Annotated in this window: 21 protein-coding genes; 12 read left to right on the forward strand and 9 right to left on the reverse strand. The window is 64.4% G+C overall.

Annotation, left to right across the window (positions count from 1 at the left end; all coding sequences use genetic code 11):
- Positions 1-46 precede the first annotated feature (46 nt).
- From MRBLMC3_RS12895 to MRBLMC3_RS12925, 7 genes are all read right to left on the reverse strand, one after another.
- On the reverse strand, positions 47-1,372 hold the full coding sequence (locus tag MRBLMC3_RS12895; protein ID WP_363829348.1) for an NAD(P)/FAD-dependent oxidoreductase: 1,326 nt from the start codon (positions 1,370-1,372) through the stop codon (positions 47-49).
- A gap of 26 nt (positions 1,373-1,398) precedes the next feature.
- Positions 1,399-2,859 carry an aldehyde dehydrogenase family protein gene (locus MRBLMC3_RS12900; RefSeq protein ID WP_414714643.1) on the reverse strand — a complete coding sequence of 487 codons (1,461 nt, stop codon included), beginning with the start codon at positions 2,857-2,859 and terminating at the stop codon, positions 1,399-1,401.
- Positions 2,856-4,136 (reverse strand): NAD(P)/FAD-dependent oxidoreductase, encoded by a 1,281-nt coding sequence (locus tag MRBLMC3_RS12905; RefSeq protein WP_363829350.1) that lies wholly within the window; start codon positions 4,134-4,136, stop codon positions 2,856-2,858. The genes MRBLMC3_RS12900 and MRBLMC3_RS12905 overlap by 4 nt, the downstream gene beginning before the upstream one ends.
- Before the next feature lie 38 nt (positions 4,137-4,174).
- A complete protein-coding gene (locus tag MRBLMC3_RS12910) occupies positions 4,175-5,350 on the reverse strand; it encodes an alanine racemase (protein ID WP_363829352.1) in 1,176 nt (391 codons plus the stop codon).
- 31 nt (positions 5,351-5,381) lie between these two features.
- The gene (locus tag MRBLMC3_RS12915) at positions 5,382-6,248 is read right to left on the reverse strand and encodes a GNAT family N-acetyltransferase (protein ID WP_363829355.1); all 867 of its coding nucleotides are present in this window, start codon (positions 6,246-6,248) and stop codon (positions 5,382-5,384) included.
- Positions 6,249-6,521: 273 nt separating this feature from the next.
- On the reverse strand, positions 6,522-7,232 hold the full coding sequence (locus MRBLMC3_RS12920; RefSeq protein ID WP_363829358.1) for a cupin domain-containing protein: 711 nt from the start codon (positions 7,230-7,232) through the stop codon (positions 6,522-6,524).
- 266 nt (positions 7,233-7,498) lie between these two features.
- On the reverse strand, positions 7,499-8,449 hold the full coding sequence (locus tag MRBLMC3_RS12925; protein ID WP_363736584.1) for an ornithine cyclodeaminase family protein: 951 nt from the start codon (positions 8,447-8,449) through the stop codon (positions 7,499-7,501).
- Between the two features lie 161 nt (positions 8,450-8,610).
- Between MRBLMC3_RS12925 and MRBLMC3_RS12930 the strand changes: the two genes are divergently transcribed.
- The 3 genes from MRBLMC3_RS12930 to MRBLMC3_RS12940 are packed head-to-tail and all read left to right on the forward strand — an operon-like array spanning position 8,611 to position 10,232.
- Positions 8,611-9,354 (forward strand): UTRA domain-containing protein, encoded by a 744-nt coding sequence (locus MRBLMC3_RS12930; RefSeq protein ID WP_363829361.1) that lies wholly within the window; start codon positions 8,611-8,613, stop codon positions 9,352-9,354.
- A gap of 58 nt (positions 9,355-9,412) precedes the next feature.
- Positions 9,413-9,760 (forward strand): ArsR/SmtB family transcription factor, encoded by a 348-nt coding sequence (locus tag MRBLMC3_RS12935; protein ID WP_133651537.1) that lies wholly within the window; start codon positions 9,413-9,415, stop codon positions 9,758-9,760.
- Positions 9,753-10,232, forward strand: a complete 480-nt coding sequence (locus MRBLMC3_RS12940; RefSeq protein ID WP_363736588.1) for an SRPBCC family protein — start codon at positions 9,753-9,755, stop codon at positions 10,230-10,232. The genes MRBLMC3_RS12935 and MRBLMC3_RS12940 overlap by 8 nt, the downstream gene beginning before the upstream one ends.
- Before the next feature lie 281 nt (positions 10,233-10,513).
- On the opposite strand, the gene MRBLMC3_RS12945 is transcribed toward MRBLMC3_RS12940, so the two are convergent.
- Positions 10,514-11,194, reverse strand: a complete 681-nt coding sequence (locus MRBLMC3_RS12945; RefSeq protein WP_363736589.1) for a spermidine synthase — start codon at positions 11,192-11,194, stop codon at positions 10,514-10,516.
- 71 nt (positions 11,195-11,265) lie between these two features.
- Between MRBLMC3_RS12945 and MRBLMC3_RS12950 the strand changes: the two genes are divergently transcribed.
- From MRBLMC3_RS12950 to MRBLMC3_RS12975, 6 genes are all read left to right on the forward strand, one after another.
- Positions 11,266-11,718 (forward strand): hypothetical protein, encoded by a 453-nt coding sequence (locus MRBLMC3_RS12950; RefSeq protein ID WP_133651540.1) that lies wholly within the window; start codon positions 11,266-11,268, stop codon positions 11,716-11,718.
- Between the two features lie 66 nt (positions 11,719-11,784).
- Positions 11,785-12,930 (forward strand): cupin domain-containing protein, encoded by a 1,146-nt coding sequence (locus MRBLMC3_RS12955; RefSeq protein WP_363829364.1) that lies wholly within the window; start codon positions 11,785-11,787, stop codon positions 12,928-12,930.
- Positions 12,931-12,936: 6 nt separating this feature from the next.
- Positions 12,937-13,476 (forward strand): pseudouridine synthase, encoded by a 540-nt coding sequence (locus MRBLMC3_RS12960; protein WP_363752530.1) that lies wholly within the window; start codon positions 12,937-12,939, stop codon positions 13,474-13,476.
- Positions 13,477-13,552: 76 nt separating this feature from the next.
- The gene (locus MRBLMC3_RS12965) at positions 13,553-13,726 is read left to right on the forward strand and encodes a hypothetical protein (RefSeq protein ID WP_363736592.1); all 174 of its coding nucleotides are present in this window, start codon (positions 13,553-13,555) and stop codon (positions 13,724-13,726) included.
- Positions 13,727-13,757: 31 nt separating this feature from the next.
- Positions 13,758-14,120: a hypothetical protein gene (locus MRBLMC3_RS12970; RefSeq protein WP_363829366.1), complete on the forward strand. Its 363-nt coding sequence runs from the start codon at positions 13,758-13,760 to the stop codon at positions 14,118-14,120.
- A 176-nt stretch (positions 14,121-14,296) separates the two neighbouring features.
- On the forward strand, positions 14,297-15,118 hold the full coding sequence (locus MRBLMC3_RS12975; RefSeq protein WP_363829369.1) for a MucR family transcriptional regulator: 822 nt from the start codon (positions 14,297-14,299) through the stop codon (positions 15,116-15,118).
- A 159-nt stretch (positions 15,119-15,277) separates the two neighbouring features.
- On the opposite strand, the gene yaaA is transcribed toward MRBLMC3_RS12975, so the two are convergent.
- A complete protein-coding gene (gene yaaA, locus MRBLMC3_RS12980) occupies positions 15,278-16,030 on the reverse strand; it encodes a peroxide stress protein YaaA (protein ID WP_363829371.1) in 753 nt (250 codons plus the stop codon).
- A gap of 307 nt (positions 16,031-16,337) precedes the next feature.
- Between yaaA and MRBLMC3_RS12985 the strand changes: the two genes are divergently transcribed.
- From MRBLMC3_RS12985 to bcsA, 3 genes are read left to right on the forward strand one after another with little or no spacing between them, the layout of a single operon-like run.
- Positions 16,338-16,667, forward strand: a complete 330-nt coding sequence (locus MRBLMC3_RS12985) for a hypothetical protein (RefSeq protein ID WP_363829374.1) — start codon at positions 16,338-16,340, stop codon at positions 16,665-16,667.
- Positions 16,667-17,404 (forward strand): cellulose synthase operon protein YhjQ/BcsQ, encoded by a 738-nt coding sequence (locus MRBLMC3_RS12990; RefSeq protein ID WP_363829376.1) that lies wholly within the window; start codon positions 16,667-16,669, stop codon positions 17,402-17,404. The genes MRBLMC3_RS12985 and MRBLMC3_RS12990 overlap by 1 nt, the downstream gene beginning before the upstream one ends.
- Positions 17,404-21,729, forward strand: coding sequence for a UDP-forming cellulose synthase catalytic subunit (bcsA, locus tag MRBLMC3_RS12995; RefSeq protein WP_363829378.1), 4,326 nt, complete (start codon positions 17,404-17,406; stop codon positions 21,727-21,729). The genes MRBLMC3_RS12990 and bcsA overlap by 1 nt, the downstream gene beginning before the upstream one ends.
- Positions 21,730-21,731: the final 2 nt, after the last annotated feature.

Genomic DNA, 21,731 nt, shown 5'->3' on the forward strand with positions numbered 1-21,731 from the left:
GAGGAGACATTGATCGCCCCCTCCTGCCCGTTCCACCTGCAGCGCCTCAGAATTCCGAGACGTCGATCTTCTCGCCCGGCGTGAAACGCGCCAGCCGGTAGGGGTGCGGATCGACAATTGGGTCATGGCCCGTGGCGATATCGGCGACCAGATGCGCCGCGCCGGGTCCGATACCAAAGCCGTGGCCGCTGAAGCCCGCCGCAAGGATAAGGCCAGGAACGGCCGGTATCTCGCCAATCACCGGAACGCCATCGGGCGTGCTGTCGACAAAGCCTGCCCACGCCCCCACCATGGGCGCCCGCGCCACTTCCGGGATCAGCCGAGAAACGCGCTCGACAGTGAGCCGGATAGTCTTGGGATCGGGAACGGGATCGAGAATGCGGCGCGCCTCCATCGGCGTCGGCCGGTCGAGCACCCAGCGCGAAAGCGTTTCGTGCCCTGCGCGAAAGCCCTGCAGCCCGCCGGGCGACACCTTCTTCCAGCGCTGCCTGAACATCGGGATGAACTGCTTCTGGAACCGCAGGAACTGCATGGTCGGATCGACCTTGGCCCGCCCGCTATAGGCCAGGCTATGGGCCCCGTCGCCGCGCCGCGTGATCGACATGGAATCGCCATAGAACGCGTCCGGCAGACTCATGTGGCCGGTGCCCACCGCAAGGATCGACTGGCGCACGGTGGCCTGCGGAAAACGCACATCAAGCTGCCGCATGAACGACGATGCCCATGCTCCGCCCGCATGAATCACAAGGTTCGTGGCGATGGTGCCACGTTCGGTCACGACGCCGCTCACCGCGCCGCCGGTCGTCTCGATCCCGCGGGCCGCGCAGGCCTGGTGCACCGTGCCGCCCAGGGCCATTACCGCGCGCGCCACCGCGGGAACGGCCAGGCCCGGATCGGCGATGCCGTCCATCTGCGAGTGCACGCCGCCCTTCCAGACCTGCTTCGTGAACTGGCCCCTTTCAGTCGCTTCCTGGCTGTTGAGCATTCGCGTCTTTACGCCGATCGAGCGGGCATATTCGCCCCAGCGCGCCCAGGTCTCTATCTCGGACTCGTCGTTGCTGACATAGAACAGCCCGCAGCGGCGGAACCCGGTCTCCTCGCCGCTCTCAATGCCGAATTGTTCCCAAAGGTCGAGCGCCTTGGTCGCAAGCGGCAGTTCGCGCTCATCGCGGTTCTGCTGCCGGCACCAGCCCCAATTGCGGCTCGATTGCTCCCCGCCCACGACGCCCTTCTCGACCAGCGCGACCTTCAGGCCGCGCTGCGCCAGATAATAGGCCGCGAAGGTGCCGATGATGCCACCGCCGATGATGACGGCATCGGCCTCCGCAGGCAGGGTTGGCGAGGATTGGATGAAACGCATCGGCGCGGGCATGATGAAGTCTCCAGTAAGCCGAAAGGTCAGGCGAAGCCGAGGATGGACTTGACCTCAAGATATTCCTCGAAGCCGAAGGCGCCATATTCGCGTCCATTGCCGGATCGCTTGTAGCCCCCGAACGGCGCGTGCGGGTCCCAGGCGGGATGGTTGAGGTGCACCTGGCCGGTGCGGATGCGCCGGGCGATGCTGCGCGCCTGTTCCATGTCCTTGCCCTGAACATGGCCGCCAAGGCCGAACATGCTGTCATTGGCCATGTCCACCGCCTCATCGACATCATCATAGGGCATGATGACGAGTACCGGTCCAAATATCTCTTCCTGGGCTATGCGCATGGCGCAGGTCACGTCGGAAAAGATCGTGGGGCGGACGAAAAAGCCCTGCTCCAGCCCCTCCGGCTGACCGGCGCCGCCGCAGACCAGCCGCGCGCCATCGTCCAGGCCCGCGGCGATCATCGTCTGCACGCGATGGAACTGCGCCCGGTTCGCGATCGGACCCATCACGGTCGCCTCCTCCCCCGGAGGGCCGACGACGATGGATTCCGCCGTGGCGCGCGCGATCGCCTCCACCTCGGCCAGGCGGTCGCGGGGAACGATCATGCGCGTGGGCGCGCTGCATGACTGGCCGACATTGCGGAAGGCGGCCATCACGCCGAGCGGAACCACCCGTTCGAAATCCGCGTCGGGCAGCAGGATATTGGGCGATTTCCCGCCCAGTTCCTGCGTCACCCGCTTGACCGTGGGCGCGGCGGCCTGCGCCACCAAAACGCCCGCCCGGTTGGACCCGGTGATCGAGATCATGTCCACATCCGGGTGAGCGGCCATGGCGGCACCGACCTCCGATCCCGTCCCGTTGACCAGGTTGAACACGCCGGCGGGCGCACCCGCGTCATGCACGATCTGGGCGAACATCATCGCGCTCAGGGGCGACAGTTCGCTGGGCTTCAACACCAATGTGCATCCCGCCGCCAGTGCCGGCGCGACCTTTGCCGTAATCTGGTAGAGCGGCCAGTTCCAGGGCGTGATGAGCGCGCAGACGCCGATCGGCTCGCGCACGATGGCGGTGCTGCCGCGCATCGTCAGAAAGTCATAGTCGCGCAGCACGTCGATCGCCGCCTGGACGTGCGCGGCCGCCAGCGAGACATGCGCCGCCCGCGCATGACCGATCGCCGCGCCCATTTCCAGCGTCAATATCCGCGCCAGCGGCTCGGCGCGTTCGAGGATCAATGCATGGATCCGCTCCAGCAGCGCGATGCGCGCCTCCATCGGGGAATCGGCAAAGGCCGGAAAAGCGCGGCGCGCGGCGGCAACGGCGCGATCGAGGTCAACCGACGTCCCTGCCGCCACTTCGGCGATGCTTTCGCCGCTCGACGGATCGATCACCGGCAGCGTCTGCGCGCCAGGGAGCTCGACCCAAGCACCGTCAATATAGGCGCAACCCATATTGTCCACGACGGACCCCATGATTTCGGCCAGGTTCGTCGTCATTCCACCATGTCCTTGAAGCGATAATAGGCGCCCACGAACGGCAGGAACCACGGCTTGCCGAAATGGCCGGGGATGGCGGGCCAGTCGAAATCGCGCCAGGGGTTCAGATCGGCGCGGCCGTCAAGCACCTCCGCCATGATCGCGCCCATATAGGTCGCCATGTGCGTGCCGTGGCCGCTATAGCCCATGGAATAGAACAACCCGTCACGCTCGCCCGCGCGGGGCAGCCGGTCGCGGGTCATGTCGACCATGCCGCCCCAGCAATAGTCGATCCGCGCATCCGCCAGTTCCGGAAAGACCTCCACCATCGAACGACGCAGGATGATCCCGCTCTTCGCGTCGGCTCTGGGATCGCTGCGTCCTGAAAACCGCGCGCGGCCACCGAAGATGAGCCGGTTGTCCGGCGAAGTGCGGAAATAATTGACGAAATGACGCGTGTCGGTGGTGTTGCGGCGACGGGGGGTCAGCCGGTCGAGCTGTTCGGTCGACAGGGGCTCGGTGGCGATCAGATAGGCGCCCACCGGCACGATCCGCCGCCGGAACCAGCCCAGCGGGCCGGTCGCCGATGTACCCGTGGCCAGCAGCACCTGGCTGGCGCGCACGCTTCCGTGCGGCGTCGTCAGCTCATGCGCCTGGCCGGCGGTCCGCCTGATGCGGACCAGCGGATTATGTTCATGGATGATCGCGCCATGCCGCGTCGCCGCCTCCGCCAGTCCCTGGCCGAACATGCCCATGTGCATGTTCGCGCTCTTTTCGTAGAGCATGCCCCCGAAATAACGGTCGGACCCGATTTCCGCGCGCATCTCCGAACGCGGCACCATACGGGTCTGTGGGTCCACCTCGCGGGCCAGCAATTCCTGCGACCGGGCGATCTTGTCATAATGTTCCGGCTTGGCGGCCAGCTTCAGCTTGCCCACGCGGCCGAAATGGCAGTCTATCCCTTCCCGGGCAACGATCGTCTCGACCAGGTCCACCCCGGCGTCGAAGGCGCGATAGAGCATGTTCGCGCGTTCCGTGCCAAGGCGCGCGCACATGCCGGCATAATCCTGCGCGAACCCGTTGTTGCACATGCCCCCGTTGCGGCCGGAGGCCGCGCCGGCGACGCGATCCGCCTCCAGCACGACGACCTTCGCCCCCTTCCTGGCCAGCGCAAGCGCGGCGGAGAGGCCGGTGAAGCCCCCGCCCACCACCGCGACGTCGGCGGTACCCTGGGGCCCGCCCTGCGCACCCGATGCGAAGGGGGTTGCCGTATCGAGCCAGTAGGAAGTCATCTTCATGCGCGTCTATCCATTGCAAGGAACAGCGATCACAGTCTTTACCAGCCCCGCATGCGCGGCCAGGTCATGGCGATGTCGCGGCCGCCATTCGCCACCACCTTGTAGCAATCGTGCTGCGCGCCGGTGGCGCAGGCATGGTTGGGCAGCACCCGGACGCGCGTGCCGATGGCGAGATCGGGAAGCGGCGCGTCGCTGCCCGGCCGTACCTTGATGATGCCATGTTCCTGGCTCGCATCCTCGATGATGAGGTCGTTGAAGGGCCTGCCGTCAATATCGCAGACCAGGCCATAGCCCTGGTCGACGGGATGCTTCTGCGTGCCGCGGTCCCGCGACATAGCCATCCAGCCTGCGTCGGTCAGGATCCACCCCTTCTCCCGGCGATGGCCGATCACGGTCGCCACCACGGAAAGCGCGATATCGTCGATCCCGCATACCCCGATGCCATGCATGACGAGATCGAAGAACATGAACACTCCGGCGCGCACTTCCGTCACGCCCTCCAGATTCCGGGCGAAATGGGCCGTCGGCGTCGATCCGACACTGACGACGGGCACCGGGTGCCCGGCTTCGCGCAAAAGCTGTGCCGCCGCCACCGCCGCCGCCCTCTCGCCCTCGGCCGCTTCCGGCAGGCCGACGCCGCCGCGCGCGCCATAGGATTCGCCCGCATGGGTCAGCACGCCGCGCAGATCGACACCCCCCGCCCGCAGTGCATCGGCGATGACGAGCAGCATGGAATCGTCGGGCAGCAGGCCGCCCCTGTGCCCGTCACAGTCGATTTCGATGAGGACAGCCGGCATGGCCTTGCCGTCCCGAGCCGCATCGACCAGCTCCTGCGCCTGTTCGATGGAATCGATCAGGACGGACAGGTCGACGCCCCGTGCCACCAGGTCGCGCGCGCGCTGTATCTTGTCGGGGCCAAGGCCGACGGCATAGGTGATGTCGGTAAAGCCGCCTTCGGCGAAATATTCCGCCTCCGCCAGGGTCGAGACGGTAATCGGTCCGCGCCCGTCCGGGAACAGTCGCCGGGCCACATCGATCGACTTGGCACTCTTCACATGCGGACGGAAAGCGACGCCCAGCGAGGCAAGGCGCGCGCGCAGCCGCGCGACATTCCTGTCGACCTTCGACACGTCCAGGACAAGGGCCGGAGTCTCGATCGTCTCCAGGCTTTCGGCGATCGGGGCATCGCCAATGGGGAAGGAATTCTGGGTCATGATATCCACCTTGCTGAGGTCATGGCGCGGATCAGCCGAGCGATTGATTGGAAAGGGCGTAGAGGCGCGCTTCCGGTCCGCCCTGGGGCGGCTCGCCAAGCGACATGGACAGGACCTGATGTACCCGCGGCAGGCCGATGCTTTCCAGCCAGGGGGAGAGGCCGCAGCTTTCCGTGACATCGATCCGGACGAAGTCGCCGACATGCCTTGCGGCAAGCGCGGCGATCAGCGCGCGCGCATCCGTCGCGTCGCGGGCAACGACCGGTCCGATCACATGGCCGCGACCCCAGCGGCGCACGCAGCCATAGCCCGCCACGCGACCGTTCCGCACAACCAGCCGCATGTCGGCGATAGCGGCAAGCCCGTCCAGCAATGCCGCGCGGTCCATGCCGGAAGCTTCCCTGTCGAGCGCTATCAGCGCAGCCCGATCCTCCGGACCGGCGGCGCGAAGCAGCTCCGACGGTCCGATCTCGGGCGCCTGCGCCAATATCGCCTGATGCTGGTACACCGCATCATAGGGCGTGAAGCCCAGCCGGCGGTACAGCGCCTCGCCCTCCAGCGTCGAATTCAAAATAACCGTGCGCCCTTTCGCATCAGCCAGCAGCGCATCCATCAATTTCGCGCCGATCCCCTGCCGCTGCGCCTTGTCCGCGACGATGATCATCCCGGCGGAACCATGGTCGGCGCCATAGGGCCACCACAGCGCGGTGCCGACAAGTTCGCCATCAGCCTCGACCGCAAAGCCCCGGCCCAACTGGAGGGCGAAGGCCCAATCCTCGATGCGATAGGGCCAATCGAGAGCCTGCGACAGGGCATGCGCCTGGGCAAGGTGACGAGCCTCCAGCGGAATCGCGTCGCCCGCCGTCGGCCGGGCTGAGGAAGAGGCAGATATCGTCATCTGGAACGTTCACCCATTTTCATTTCCGCGCACGATCCGCGACGAGGATCATCCGCACCCCTGGTCGATTATGCTGCACGTCTGCGGCATGCTGGCAACCGTCATTAAGCCCGTTACTGCTGGCAAAATCTCCTGAATGTCTCGATAAGGCGAAGCTGTCCTGCGGTGCGATGCATTTGGCTCGACAGATGATGCCGTGACAGGGATGCCATCCGGAAAAGGGCGCGTGCTGCCTGACGGAGCGGTTCGCGCCCTGCCACTTTTCGTTCCGCCTCAGGCGACCGGACGCTGGATCGAATAGAGCTTCCTGACATATTCCTCGCTCAGCCAGGCGCAGCCATCGCCCCGGACGAACATGAACACATCACCCTTCTGGAAAGTCACGCTGCCCTTGTCGTCGGTGAAGGTCACCTTCCCGTCGAGCAGCAGCATCAGTTCGACCTGCCGATAGGGAATGAGACGACGATGATAGGGCGTCGAATCCCAGATGCCGCAGGCAAACTCCCTGTTGGCGGAAATATAGTCCGAGTGGGAGCGGCAGGTCGGAACCGGGCCAAGCAAATTTTCCGACGCCGGCGGGTTCGAGGGCGACAGTACCGCATTCTTGTCGATCAGCACCGGTTCCGAAACATTGCCGGCAGCCTGGGTCGGCGCGGCGTAGATGATGGCCAGAAGATCGTCCGATGCGCGCCAACGGAAGCTGCTGCCGACCGGCAGCACCGCGCCATTGTCCGCCTCGACCACCAGCCTGCCGGCCCCGCTCTCGATTTCGAGGCGCCCCTGAAGGACGAGGACGCATTCGTCGGTCAAAAGCCTGTCGACCTGCCCTTCGCCGCGCAGCGCGAAAGCGGCAACTTCCACCGCCGCATCGGAAAAGGCGGGTTCCGAACGGCCCTGAAACCAGTCGCCGGAAGGTGTCGCGCCAGCCGCATAGGCGCGCATGTCGATGACGGCGTCAACCTGCCGGTCGATAACGATGCTCATAATCCGAAAGCTCCTGAAAGGTCGTGAGGATTGGTCATGCCATTTCCCTTCAGGACTGCCGCCTATCTGGCCCGGACATCGCGCCGCAGGGCGATGCCGCGCCTTGAAAACCATCCAGTCGGCCGCAGGGAATTCATGAATGCGATGTGCCTGCCGGGCATTCTATGGATATGACTTTGTCAAAGACGCCATAATTGCCCCCGGCATTGGCATAGGCTGATCCTGCGCCTGTCGGAATCGGCATCATCTGCCGCGACGAAAGCGGTTCAGCCGCCGTCTGAAAGTTCAGCGGGGATCGCGGACCTGTTGCGCGCCGCTATCAGATGTTGGGCAATCGTCAAATCCTGCAATGCAATTCCCGAACTGTCGAAAAGCGTGATCTGTTCGGCAGAGGTGCGGCCCTGCGCCTGTCCGCTCAGGACGTCGCCGATGGGGGTGATCAGGCGATGATCGCCCTCAAAATGCTGAAGGTCACCCATTACCACAGCCTGCGGCACCAGGTCGCAGAACAGCGAAGCCCGCTCGAACAGGGCCGGCGGAAGCTCCTGCTTGCCAGCCGCATCCGACCCCATGCTGGCGACATGGGTGCCGGGCCTGATCCAGTCCGCGTCGAACAGGGGCGCGCGCGAAGGCGTCGCGGTCACGACGATATCGGCCCGCCGGCAAGCGGTTTCCGCATCGGCGCGCTCTGCGTCCAATCCTGCCTTCGCCAGCAGGTCGACGAAGGCATCCCCCTTCGCCTCGTCCCGCGCCACCACCAGGACCTGCTTGATCGGGCGGATGCGCGCGAGGGCAACGCACTCGTAAAAGGCCTGATTGCCGGCCCCGAAAACGGACAGGATCGACGAATCTTCCCGGGCGAGCGCGTCCGCGGCAACGGCATCCCCAGCAGCCGTGCGATAGGCGTTCACCTTCCCGGCCTCGATCACCCATTCGATCCGGCCGACATCCTGATCGAACATCAATATCAGCGAATTGTGCCGGGGAAGTCCCTGTTCGGCATTACCTGGCCAGAACGAACCCACTTTCAGGCCTGCAAAGGTCGACGTCGACGCAGACTTGATCGACATCCGGTTCGTGGGCGCAGAGCCATGAGCCAACACCGCAGGAAAGATGACGGCGTCGCGTCCGACCGCGATGAATGCCTCACGCGCAGCCTGATACGCCATTTCGTGCGAGATGAGCGACGCTGACATTTCCTCGGATATGAATTTCATCTTGATCGTCCTGACGATGGTGGAATCCTGCCGGCACAGAACCGTTGCGCCGCACAAAATGTATATACAGATTTTCCTGGGCCCGCCAAGCAGTTGTTGACGCACCCTCGCAAGCGCAAAAGCGGTTCCCACTCTGCCCCGCGATGCTCTAGGACCATGCGATGGACAGGACAGAGCTTTCATCGGGAATGCGCGGTCAGATCATCGCCCATGTCACCAGCCGGATCATGAGCGGCGAGTGGCAGGCCGGGGATCGCATTCCGTCCGAGCAGGCCCTGACCGACCTGTTCAGGGTCAGCCGCATGACGGTTCATCACGCGTTGCGCGACCTGGCGGCGCGCGGATTCCTCATTCGAAGGGCAGGGTCCGGCACCTTCGTCGCCGGACCGAGCGAATATGTAACGGAATATCGCCACCATGACATCATCAAGGAGATCACGCGCCGTGGCGGGCGCCACAAGGCCCAGGTGCTGCGTCGCGAATTGCGGGAGTCGTCGCCTGAGGAAGCTGCGGCGTTCAACATGTCTCCGCGGGAGATGCTGTTCCATGCCATTGTCCTTCATCATGAAGACGATCGGCCGATAGAGCTGGAAGACCGGCTGATCGCGCCGCGATTCCTTCCGGACGCGATGGAGATGGACCTGACGAGCCAGACGATGTTTTCCCGCCTCATGCTCGTCAAACCCAATCGCCAGGGAACGGAGGTCCTGCGCGCCGTCACAGGATCCCAGCGCGAAATGGCGTTGCTGGACATCGACGCCGGCACGCCGCTGCTTGAAGTCGTGCGCCGGACCTGGTCGCCCGAAGGGGTCGTGACCGTCGCGCGCATGTTGCGGGCAGGAAGCCATTCCGCACTCACGGGCTCCATCCGCAATCTCGATCCCAGGGACAATCAGCACCGCTGAAGCTGCAGGATCGCAACCAGTTGCGGTTTCCGCGCGAATCGCGTAGATACTGAACCATATGGTTCAGTGTTTAACACCTCCCCTCGATCTCTCCTTTGCGGCGCTGGCCGATGCGACCCGCCGGGGAATCGTGGAGCGGCTTGGCCGGGGCGACGCGTCCATCACCAGCCTTGCCGACCAGTTCCAGATGACGCTGACGGGCATGAAGAAGCATGTCCAGGTGCTGGAACGGGCGGGACTCGTCGTCACGCGGAAGATCGGACGGGTCCGCAAATGCGCGCTTGGAAAATGCGACCTCAGCGCGGAGGCCGAATGGATCGAGTCCTGTCGCAAGCTCTTCGAGGCCCGCTTCGACGCCCTGGACGCCATCATCGACGAAATGAAGCAGGAGAGAAGGGATGAATGAGCAAAACCGCACGACCGTCGAACGCAAGGGGACTCGCGAACTTCTCGTGACGCGGCTGTTCGACGCGCCGCCCAGCATGGTCTACCAGGCGTGGAGCCAGCCCGAATTGTTCCAGCGCTGGTGGATGCCCAGATCCGCATCGGGCATTTCGCTCCTCTCATGCGACATGGACGTCCGCACGGGTGGCAAATATCGCCTGGAATTCGGCACCGGCGGTTCGGACAGCATGGCCTTCTACGGCAAATATCTCGAAGTAGTGCCGAACGAACGCATCGTCTGGACCAATGATGAAGGCGAAGAGGGTGCGATCACGACCGTGACTTTCGAGGATCAGGGCGGAAAGACATTATTGCGCTTCCACGAAATCTATCCATCCGCCGCGGCGCTGGAAGAAGCGCTGCAAGGTTCGGCAGCGACATTGCCGGAACAATTGGCGCAGCTCGACCAATTGCTGGCCGGCATCGGCGATTGAGGCCACTTGGCGAACGCCTTCGGGAGCAGGCCTGCTCCCGGAAAGCGGGCGGCTCCCGGTCCGGACGGTCGCCCGCCTTCAGTTCTGCCGATCTGATGCGGCGGGTGGCTCAGCCCTTTCCAGAAAGCGCTGAGCCAGGCCGCGATAGAGTTTTTCCTTGCACACAAGCTGCGCTGCGAAGTCCGCCACCTGCATTGTGACAGCCCACCTCCAGCTAGAGCGATTTTCCAAGCGATAGGAACCGATCACTGGTCGAACACCCGCCGGCGATCAGCCAGGCGTCAGCTTCGCGGGCCCTTCGTGGCGAACCAGATGACATGCCTTGGCCCCTTCCCGTTGCTGCGGGCGCGCACGGCGACCTCCTCCACGGCCAGGCCGGCGCGGGAAAGGCGGCGGGCGAAGCTTGCGTCGGGAGCAGCGGACCAGATCGCCAATATGCCGCCCGGCTTCAGCGCGGCGATGGCGGCCGCGATGCCCTGCGCCGAATAGAGGCGGTCGTTCGCCTGACGCACAAGCCCATCCGGCCCGTTATCGACGTCGAGCAATATGGCGTCGTACACGCCGCGCGCCGCGCCGATCACATCGGCCACATCCGCCTGGACCAGACGCACGCGCGGATCGTCCAGGCACCCTGCGGCCAGTTCCACCATCGGCCCGCGCGCCCATTGGATGATCTCCGGCACCAGTTCCGCCACTGTCACGCTTCCCGTGTCGTCCAGGGCCGCCAGCGCCGCCCGCAACGTGAACCCCATGCCATAACCGCCGATCAGCAGATGCGGACGCGCCCGGCCGCGCAGCCGCTCGCAACTGAGATTGGCCAGCGCCTCCTCCGATCCGCTCATCCGGCTGCTCATCAGCTCGTTGCGGTCGAGCACGATCATGAAATCCCCGCCCCGCCGATAGAGGGTCAGTTCCTCGCCACCGGGAACCTGCGCCGATCCTATGAATTCGCGTGCCTGCATATCATCTGCTCCCGGCGTTTCGTCGCCAGCGGGGGCTTTACGGCAATGCGGCGCGGCGTCAAAGGAGCGAGATGCGATATTTCCTCGATACAGAATTCAACGGCTTTGGCGGCGCCCTGATCAGCCTGGCGCTCGTCCCCGAAATCGGAGACCAGGATTTCTACGTCTCGCTTCCCCTGCCGGCCGAAATCCATCCCTGGGTGGAAAAGAATGTGATTCCCTATCTGCGCTTCGTGCCCCCGGGCGTCGACCATCAGTTGAACCGGGTGGAGGCGGCCCAGCATCTGGAGGCCTATCTGGCTCATGACCGCGATCCCGTGATCATCGCTGACTGGCCCGATGACCTGGCCCATTTCTGCGCCCTTCTCGTAACCGGTCCCGCCGAGATGATCAGGCTGGACGGGCTGCGCCTCGAACTCATCAACGGCGCGGGGTTCAGCGCCGCATCCAACAGCCGGATGCCGCACAATGCCCTCCATGATGCGCATGCGCTCAAGGACTTCTATCTCAACTGGGCCATCTGAACGGCGCCGGGGCGCCGCTCGAGGGCGCCTTTTGACAGCAGCCGCCGGACGGCGCATGGGCGGGGCATGCACCTCGCCCATTTCGACATCGACCTGTTCCTGCGCGACTATTGGCAGAAACGTCCGCTGCTGATCCGCAACCCGTGGAGCGTGTGGCGCAATCCGCTCGATCCCGACGATCTGGCCGGGCTTTCCTGCGAGGAGGGCATCGATTCGCGCCTCATCACCCGGCGGACGGATCGGCTCGCCATGGAAAGCGGCCCGTTGCCGGAGGATCGTTTTACGGAACTCGACGGCGCCTGGACGCTGCTGGTGCAGGCGGTCGATCATCATGTGCCCGATGTCGCGGCGATGATCCAACCCTTTCGCTTCATACCCGATTGGCGCATCGACGATGTGATGGTCAGCTACGCGACCGACGGAGGCGGCGTCGGGCCGCATTTCGACCAATATGACGTGTTCCTGGTGCAGGGCCTGGGAAGAAGGCGCTGGCGCGTCGGCCCGCGATGCGATTCCTCGACACCGCTGCTGCCGCATGACGACCTGCGCCTGATCCCCGATTTCGAGGCGACGGACGACTATATCCTCGAACCGGGCGACATTCTCTATGTTCCGCCCTGCTTCGCCCATGACGGCGTGGCGATCGGCGGGAACTGCATGACCTATTCCATCGGCTTTCGCGCGCCATCCCGCGCCGAGCTGGTCGAAAACTGGTGCCGGCATCAGGCCGACGACATGGCGGACGAGGATCGCTACGCCGATCCCGACCTCCGCCGCCAGCCCAATGCCGGCGAGATCGCCGCGTCAGCCCTCGACCGGATGCATGCCATGGTGCTGGAGGCTCTCTCCGACCGCAGCGCCTTCGCCCGCTGGTTCGGCCTATATAACAGCCTGCCCAAGTCGGCCGACATGGACTGGCGGCCGGACGAACCGACCGACGAACAGACGGTGCGCGCCCTCCTGGCCCAAGGCGTTCCGCTCAGCCGCAATCCCGCCAGCCGTTTTTCCTTCATCCGGCAAGGCGAACCGGACCTGCTGCTGTTCGTGGACGGCCATGACTTCGACTGCGACGGGGACACGGCGCGGCTGGCCGAGGGGCTGTGCAGAGAACCGACCATGGTCGTGGACGCCAGGCTGGCTGCCTCCCCGCCCGTGATCATGCTGGTCGCGGCGTTGATCGACCTGGGCAGCCTGGCGTTCGACGCGGACTGATCCGTCATGGCACTCATCCTGTTCAACAAGCCCTATGGCGTGCTCTGCCAGTTCACCGATGAAAGGACGGGACCACCCCGTCCCACGCTCGCCGCCTATATCGACCGTCCCGGCCTTTATCCTGCAGGGCGGCTCGACCTCGACAGCGAGGGATTGTTGCTGCTGACCGACGACGGCCGCCTTCAGGCGCGGATAGCCGATCCGCGCTTCAAGATGCCCAAGACCTATCTGGTACAGGTGGAGGGCGATCCGGACGAGGCCGCGCTGGCGGCGCTGCGGCGTGGCGTGCGCCTGAAGGATGGCCTGACCCTCCCCGCTGAGGTCGAACGCATCGACGCGCCCTCCCTCTGGCCCCGCGATCCGCCCGTCCGGTTCCGAAAGAGCGTTCCCGACTGCTGGATAAGGCTGACGATCCGCGAAGGACGCAATCGGCAGGTCAGGCGAATGACGGCGGCTGTCGGCTATCCCACCTTGCGGCTGGTCCGCTGGAATATTGGCGACTGGGCGCTGGACGGCATCGCGCAGGGCCAATGGCGCGAGGCGTGAACGCGGAAGGGGCGGCTTGATCTGGATGACGTCTTTTGCAGTTGCCCCAGGCAGGCGGTGTCCGCATAGCGAAGCCATGGACGAGAAGTTGACGAATCTCATCACGACTATTGTCGGCCGGGTACCCCAATGGATACGGCACGACCTGCTGTCCAAGGATGCAGCCGTCAAGCAGCGGGCGGAAGAAACGCTGGCCGCGATGATCGCCAATGCCCTTGCCGCAGGAACCGACGAATCCGCGGCGAGTTAGCAGGAGAGTTCGTCTCAACAAGGCTCCGGCAATGACCTCCGGCTCTTTCTTCGCCTCCCTCATGCCCGCCGCCCTCATGCCCGTGGCCATGATCTGCGTGGCCTTGCTCGCCACCGCGCCCGCCAGCGCGCAGGGAGCGGCCCGGGGCATGGAGGTGCAATGTGCAGCCGGACGGCGCTTTACCCTCCATGTCGATGATGCCCGGGCAACGATCATCTGGACGGAGGGACGACTCACGCTGGAACGCGGGACCTTGTCGCTGGGCAGATATTATCGCGGCCCGACGGCCGCGCTCATCATAGACGGTGACTATGTGTCGTTCGTGCCGAAGGGCGACCGGAACTGGCGCGACTGTCATTTCATGCCCAGGATGGGTGCCGTCGAAAACCAGTGATCAAACCCATTTCCGCACAGAAAATTCGACGATCGCGGAACGGGATCGACTTTCCGAGAATTGATTGACTGGGCGCAAGCACGAATATTGCTGACCATTACTGGAAATGCGGCGTTTACAATCCGCGTTGATTTCCGCAAATAGCGCTGACATCCTCACGAAACGGGTCCGCTCACATGGCTGAAGAAGACAAGAACGATATCACTGCCCTCACCGTCCAATTGCTTAGCGCCTATGTCTCCAGAAACAGCGTTTCGAGCGAAAGCCTCGCCGATCTGATCAGGACCACCCGGACGGCGCTGACGGAAGACGCGGCCGCGGCCATTGCCGAACCCGCTGCCCAGAGCTTCACGCCTGCGGTTTCCGTGCGCAAGAGCCTCGCCTCGCCTGACCATATCCTCAGCCTCATCGACGGCAGACCCTACAAGACCTTGAAGCGCCATCTGGCCGCTCATGGCCTGACCCCGGAACAATATCGTGAGCGCTACAGGCTGCCGAGCAGCTATCCGCTGGTCGCCCAAAGCTATTCGCAGACCCGGCGCGCCGTCGCGGAAAAGACAGGCCTCGGCCGGAAGCCAGCCGTTGCCGGAAGCACCGCCTCTCCACAGGCACCGGTCGCTGCCGCAAGCCCGGCCCCTTCTCCCGGCACAAAGGCGGCGGCGCCCAAAGCCCCGGCAAAGGCCGTGACCCCGAAAGCTGCGACCCCGAAAAAGGACAAGGCCGACGCGCCCGCCCCGGTCATTTCGAACCGTGGCAGTCGCGCCGCCCCTGCGTCCGCCAGCAAGCAGTCGCGCAAGCGCCTGTCGATCGCCGCGCCGAAAAGCGACAAGGAGAACGGCAAGACTGCTACGTCCCCCAAGGCGTCCAGCCAGGAAAAGAGCGTTGCTAAGAAGGCCGCCCCTGCCAAGCCCAAATCATTGAAGGCAGCGCTGGAAGCGGCGAACTCGCATCTGGGAAACGATGGAAAGGCCGCTGAGACAACAGCCGCCAAGTCCTGATCATGGGCGGGAAGCAAGATGCGAAGTTCTTGCTTCCCGCCGCCTACGACTTCACCATATGGCTGACACCAGCGTTCCCGCAACCACAGGCCCGGTATTCAATGCCTGTCGCGATGACGACGCAAGACCCGTTACTTCGGCCCCGTCACGTCCGCCCCATCACTTCCGAACGAAACGCCAGCGATCGGGCGTGCTTTCCTCTGGATCGAAGCGATAGCCGTCGCTGTCGAAACCCTGCATCGCATCGACGTCGCCGATATGATGCTCGCACATCCAGCGCGCCATCATGCCCCGAGCCCGCTTCGCATTGAAACTGACGAAACGAGGCCCCTCGGGACCGGGCTCACGAAAATCGACATCGATGACCCGGATGCCCGCCAGCTTTCCTTCCACCGCCGCGAAATATTCCTGGCTGGCCAGGTTCAGCACCACGCCTGATCCTTCCTCCGCCACCTGCATGCGCAGCAGGTCGGCGATGCGGCCACCCCACCAGTCGGTCAGCTTCCTGTGGCGCGGCGCCCAGCGCGTTCCCATTTCCAGCCGATAGGGCCTGATGGCATCCAGCGGCCGCAGCAGGCCATAAAGGCCCGACAGCATCAGGACATGGTCCTGCGCAAAGGCGATGCCCGCTTCGTCCAGCGTCTGCGCTTCAAAGCCCGCATAGACGTCGCCGGCGAAAGCGAACAGGGCCTGCCGCTCGGGCTGCTCAGGGAAATCGCGAAATCGCTCCGCATTGAGCTTTGCCAGACGCGGCGAAATATGCATCAATTCCGACAGTCGCTTTTGCGACAGCCTCGCGGCCGATCTGGCAAGACTATGGGCCTCCTCGACGAAATGCGCCCTCGTGGCGGGCAGAGGTGGCAATGCGCTTTCGAAATCAAGCGTCTTGGCGGGGGATAGCAGCACGATCATGACGCCTCCCTAGCGATCACCCGACCATGCGTCAAAATGCCTGGGGGCTCTCCACCCTGACGCAAGGCCGATACGTCCCGCGGAACGATCAGTCGTCCGAAGAGTAAGGGCCAGTATAGCGCTGGCCGCGCACGAGCGGATGAGAGCTGCTGTACAGAAACGAAACACCAGGACAGCCCAGCGTCTCAGCTTGATACACATCAAGTTTGAAATTTTTGTCGCATTGCGCTGTCATTCTATTAAGAAAGATATAGTAAATTAGATATAAGTAACGATCAACTTTTGTTTTACGCATTTTGGGGGGCCAATGCGCCGCGACGCTCGCAAACTGCTGGAGAAGCTGAACCGCAAGGACTTCGCCTATCGCGACTTTGAGGACAGATTCTCCGAAACCGAATTATGGCCTATCTTCGCCGCCGTGCTGGGCGACAGCAAGATTGTCGGCGATGAAGCGGCGCCCCTGCCTGTCTGGCAGGCCCGGCAGGACGAAAAGCCGGCCCCTGTACGGCTGGCACCGCAATCTTCGCCCGAACCCGGTCAGATCTTTGCCCAATATGGCAAGTCCCAACACCGGCCCGCGCCGAAAAGCGATGTCGACCTCCGGGAATTCTTCAACCGCTTCTCGGAGTTGGATTGATGACCGTCATCCTGGTTCAATCGCCCAAGGGTGGCACCGGCACCACCTTCCTGACGGCCCAGCTTGCCCTGCACCTTGCAGGCAAGGGCTATGAGGTGAATGCGCTGGACTGCACCTTCCAGGATTCGCTGAAGATGCATTTCGGCTTCATGCCGGCGCAGGCCGTGCCGGAATGGGGCGCAGGCGGCGGCGAACCGCTCGTCGCGTTCGGCGTCAGCGTCCTGCAGGGCCATGGCCAGAGCCGTTCCGCTACATTTGCGACGCGCGTGGAGGGTGAACTGGACCGGATCTTCGATTCCGGCCATGTGTGGATCCTGGACGTCGCGTCGGAGGACCGGCATCTGCTGGAACTGCTGACGCCACGCTGCGCACTGCACATCTGCCCGCTGCTGCCCACCGCCGCTTCGCTCGCCACGCTCAACCGGCTCAGCGCGACGGCTCCGGCAATGAAGCTCGACCGCACTGTCTTCGTCCTGAACCAGCTCGACGACAGGCAGAAGCTGTCGCGTCACAGCCACAGCTTCGTCCGCGACCTGTTCGGGGACCAGTTGCTCGCCACCATCCGCCGCGACGAGGCCGTCAATGAAGCGCTCGCGCGGTTTGAACTCATCAGCAAATATGCACCGACCAGCGCCGCGCTGCAGGACCTGCGCCTGTTCGCGGACGCGGTAGAAGAGCGCATCGGACTGACACCTGCCACGGGAGAGGCGAACATCGAGGTTACAGGAGACGCCTGATGTCCCTCCCTTCCCATTTCGCGCCGCAGGCCCTGTTCAGGCTTGCGGTGGGGCTCTTCGTGGCCGCCGTCATCATCGCCGTCGTCACGGTCCCGCTCGATTTGGAGTCGCAGTGGATCTTCGCGCTGACGACCATGGCGGGCGTGATCCTGTTCAACCGTTCGCCCGGGAAGCGGTCGACCATCGCCATCGGCATATTGTCGCTGCTGGTGTCGACCCGCTATCTGTTCTGGCGCACGACCCACACGCTGGACTTCGACAGCCTGCCCGCGGCCCTGCTGGGCACGGGCCTCTATCTGGCGGAACTCTATGCCTGGGTCATCCTGGTCCTGGGCCTTTTGCAGACAAGCTGGCCGCTCGACCGCCCGGTTGTGGAGATCGAGGGCGAACCTGATCAATGGCCGGTCATCGACGTCTATGTCCCGACATATAATGAGAGCCTGGCGATCGTCCAGAACACGGTCTTCGCCGCGATGGACATGGACTATCCGCGCGACCGGTTCCACGTCTATATCCTCGACGACGGCCGGCGCCCCGAATTCCGGGCCTTTGCGCGCCAGGCGGGCTGCGGTTATCTGACCCGGGCGGACAATCTGCATGCCAAGGCAGGCAATCTCAACGCCGCGATGAAGAAGACGGACGGCGAACTAATCGCGATCTTTGACTGCGACCACGTTCCCACCCGCGCCTTCCTGCAGATGACGGTCGGCTGGTTCCAGAAGGATGCGCGGCTCGCGCTGATGCAGACGCCGCACCATTTCTATTCGCCCGATCCGGTGCAGCGGAATCTGGGCAATGTGAAGGAACTGCCTGGCGAAGGCGATCTGTTCTACGGCGCGGTGCAAAAGGGCAACGACCTGTGGAACGCCACCTTCTTCTGCGGGTCATGCGCGGTCATCCGCCGATCCGCGCTGGAGCAGACCAACGGCTTTGCCGGCGAGACGGTGACGGAGGACGCCCATACCGCGCTCAAGCTGCAGCGCATGGGCTGGAACACCGCCTATATCGGCGTCCGCCTGTCGGCCGGCCTCGCGACCGAGCGGCTGGTGCTGCATGTCGGCCAGCGCATCCGCTGGGCGCGCGGCATGACGCAGATCATGCGGATCGACAATCCGCTGTTCGGACCGGGCCTCAACTGGCATCAGCGGTTTTGCTACCTGAACGCGATGCTGCATTTTCAGTTTCCGCTGCCGCGCATCGTGTTCCTGACCTCCCCGCTCGCCTATCTGATCGGCGGACAGAACATCATCCATGCCTCGGCCGCACTGATCTTCGCCTATGCGCTGCCGCATCTGTTCATCTCCACCATGTCCAGCGAACGTATCCAGGGCGGCGACCGCCGGCCCTTCTGGGGGGAAATCTACGAAACGCTGCTCGCCTTCCACCTGGTGAAGCCGACGCTGTTCACGCTGCTGAACCCGCGCAAGGGCAAGTTCAACGTGACCGACAAGGGCGGCCTGCTGGACCAGACCTATTTCGACGGCACAACCGTGCGGCCGCATGTCATCACCGCCCTGCTGCTGATGTTCGGCGTGGTCTTCGGCTTCATCAAGCTGAATTTCCCGCTCCTGTTCGACGCGCAGTGGGACACGGTGCTGCTCAACACCGCTTGGGCCAGCTTCAGCCTGCTGATCCTGATCGCGGCCATTTCCGTCGCGCGCGAACAGCGTCAGGTGCGCGAGAATATCCGCATCACCGCGCAAATGCCGGTCACGCTCTATTTCGACGACGGCTATGTCGTCGACGGCACGACCGTCGACATTTCGCTGGGCGGTCTGGCGGCGAATCTGCCGGACGGTTTCGCGCTGCAGGGGCGCCATGTCACGGACATCTCGCTGCCGATGGGTGACGAGACGCTGACCATTCCGGTCGACACCGTTCGCATGGACAATGGCCGGGCAAAGCTGCGCTTCCAGCCGCTCGACATGGTGCACGCCCGTCATCTGGTGCGCGCCGTCATGGGCCGCGCCGATGCGTGGCAATCGGACAAGCCGCTGGCGCCGGTCGCCGGCTTCAAATCCATCAAGGATATCTTCAGCGTGGGCATCGACACGATCATCGACATTTGGCGCCTGCCGCGTCGCCGCAAGAAGGCGATGCGCGCCATGGCCGCCGCCGCGGCCGCCGGCGCGCTCGCCACCACATCCGCCAACGCGGTTCCAGCCGCGCCGGCCAGTGCGCCCGCCGCGGCCGCTCCCATCGCTTCATCCAGCGGCAGGCAGCAACGATTGCTGCTCAAGGACCTGCAGGTCAAAAACCCCATTCGCCTTGCCGGAACACGCGGCGAATATGGCATTCCCTTCGGCCTGCGCAGCAACCAGGTCGTGACCGGTGCCTCGCTGACCCTGGCCTTCAACTTCTCCCCCTCGCTGCTCGGCGACCTCAGCCAGATCGTCGTCCTGCTGAACGGAGAGGTGGTCAATGCCCTGCCGCTCCGGCCTTCGGACGGCACGGCGCAGACGGTGACGGTGCCGATCAATCCGGCGCTGTTCCTGCCGGGCGACAATTCGCTCAATCTGCGCTTTATCGGACATTATACCCGCGACTGCGAAGACCCCTTCCACAGTTCGCTCTGGGCCAATGTCAGCAACACGCGGTCGGTGCTGAACATCACCACCCAGTCGCTGCCGCTGAAGCCCGATCTTGCGCGCCTGCCCGCGCCCTTTTTCGACCGTAACGACAATGTGGCGCTGAAACTGCCCTTCGTCTTCGCGGGCAAGCCGACCAATGGCGAGTTGGAGGCCGCAGCCAGCACCGCGTCCTGGTTCGGCGGCATGGCCAGCTATCGCGGCTATTCCTTCAAGCCTAGCTTTGGCCAGATCCCCGCCGGCAATGCCGTGCTGTTCGTGACGCCGGGCCGCCGCATCCCCGGGATCAACCTTCCCGCCGGCCCCGCCGCGACCATCATCACCAACCCGGTGGACAGCGAGGGCCAGTTGCTGGTCGTCAGCGGCAGCGACGAAAAGCAGCTGAAGCAGGCTGCGGCAGCGCTCGCCATCGGGCGCGGCATGCTCGGCGGGGCGAGTGCGTCGCTGGACGGCGTGCGCCTGCCTTCCTTCCCCCGCTATTCCGCGCCGCGCTGGCTGCGGACCGACCGGCCCGTGCGCCTGGGCGAGATCGTGCCGCGCTACGCCCTGCAGGGCATCGGCCTGCCACCCGGCCCGCTCAGCGCCGGTTTCCATGTGGCGCCCGACCTGTTCTTCTGGCCGCGCCAGGGGGCCAAGCTCGACCTGCGCTACCGCTATCCCTCCGCTCCCTGGCTCGACAAGTCCCGCTCGCGCCTCGACCTGTCGATGAACGGCCAATATCTGACCACCTTGCCGCTGACCGGCGAACATTGGTGGGACAAATGGTTCGGCGGCGGGCGACCCACGGCATACACGTCGCGCGCCGACGTCATCCTGCCTCGCTATGACCTGTTCGGCCAGAACTCGCTTGTGTTCGACTACAACCTGCTGGTCCAGTCCAAGCAGCGCTGCGAGGGCATGCTGCCCGACAATGTGCGCGTGAGCATATTGCCGGAAAGCTCGATCGACCTCAGTCACGCCTATCATGCGCTGCACATGCCCAACCTTGCGAGCTTCGCGGGCGGGGGCTATCCCTTTACCGTGCGGCCGGACATGGCAGAGACGGTCGTCTTGCTGCCCGGCGATCCCACGCCCGGCGTGGTGGAGGCCTTCCTGAACGTCATGGGTCGCTTTGGTGACGCCACCGGAACCCCGGCGATCCGGATCAGCGTCACCCGTTCGATCGATGCCGCCCGCATGGCGGGCAAGGACCTTTTGGTGATCGGTCCGGTCCAGATCGCCCAGTCGGAATCGCTCTTCGCCGGCGCGCCCGTCTTCTACCAGGATGGTCGGCTGCGCGTCACCGAACGCACGCCGGTGGAGCGGGTCTTCGACCTCTTCTCCCCTTATGAGCGCAGCGACAGCGCCACCGTCGACGGCTTCTTCTCCGGGACCGACAGCTTCAGCGGCATCGTCGGCTTCCGGTCGCCCTTCGACGCCGATCGCAGCGTCGTCGCGCTGCTGGCCAGCGATCCCGAAGCGCTGCCCGCTCTGGTCAACGGCCTTAACGACACCAAGATCAACGCCCAGGTCCAGGGCGACCTTTCCGTGGTGGACGGCGAAAGCATGGCCAGCTTTGCGGTGGGCAACGGCTATTGGGTCGGATCGCTGCCGGTCTGGATGAAGATCGCCTTTTGGATGAGCCAGCGGCCCTTCCTGATCGCCCTGGGCGGCCTGCTGGTCGCCTTCCTCATCTCCGCCCCGGTCTATCTGCTGTTCAAACGGCAGGAAGCCAAGCGCCTCGAAGCGGTGAAATGATC

This window comes from Sphingobium sp. LMC3-1-1.1 (assembly GCF_040676285.1).
In the GTDB taxonomy this organism is placed as follows: domain Bacteria; phylum Pseudomonadota; class Alphaproteobacteria; order Sphingomonadales; family Sphingomonadaceae; genus Sphingobium.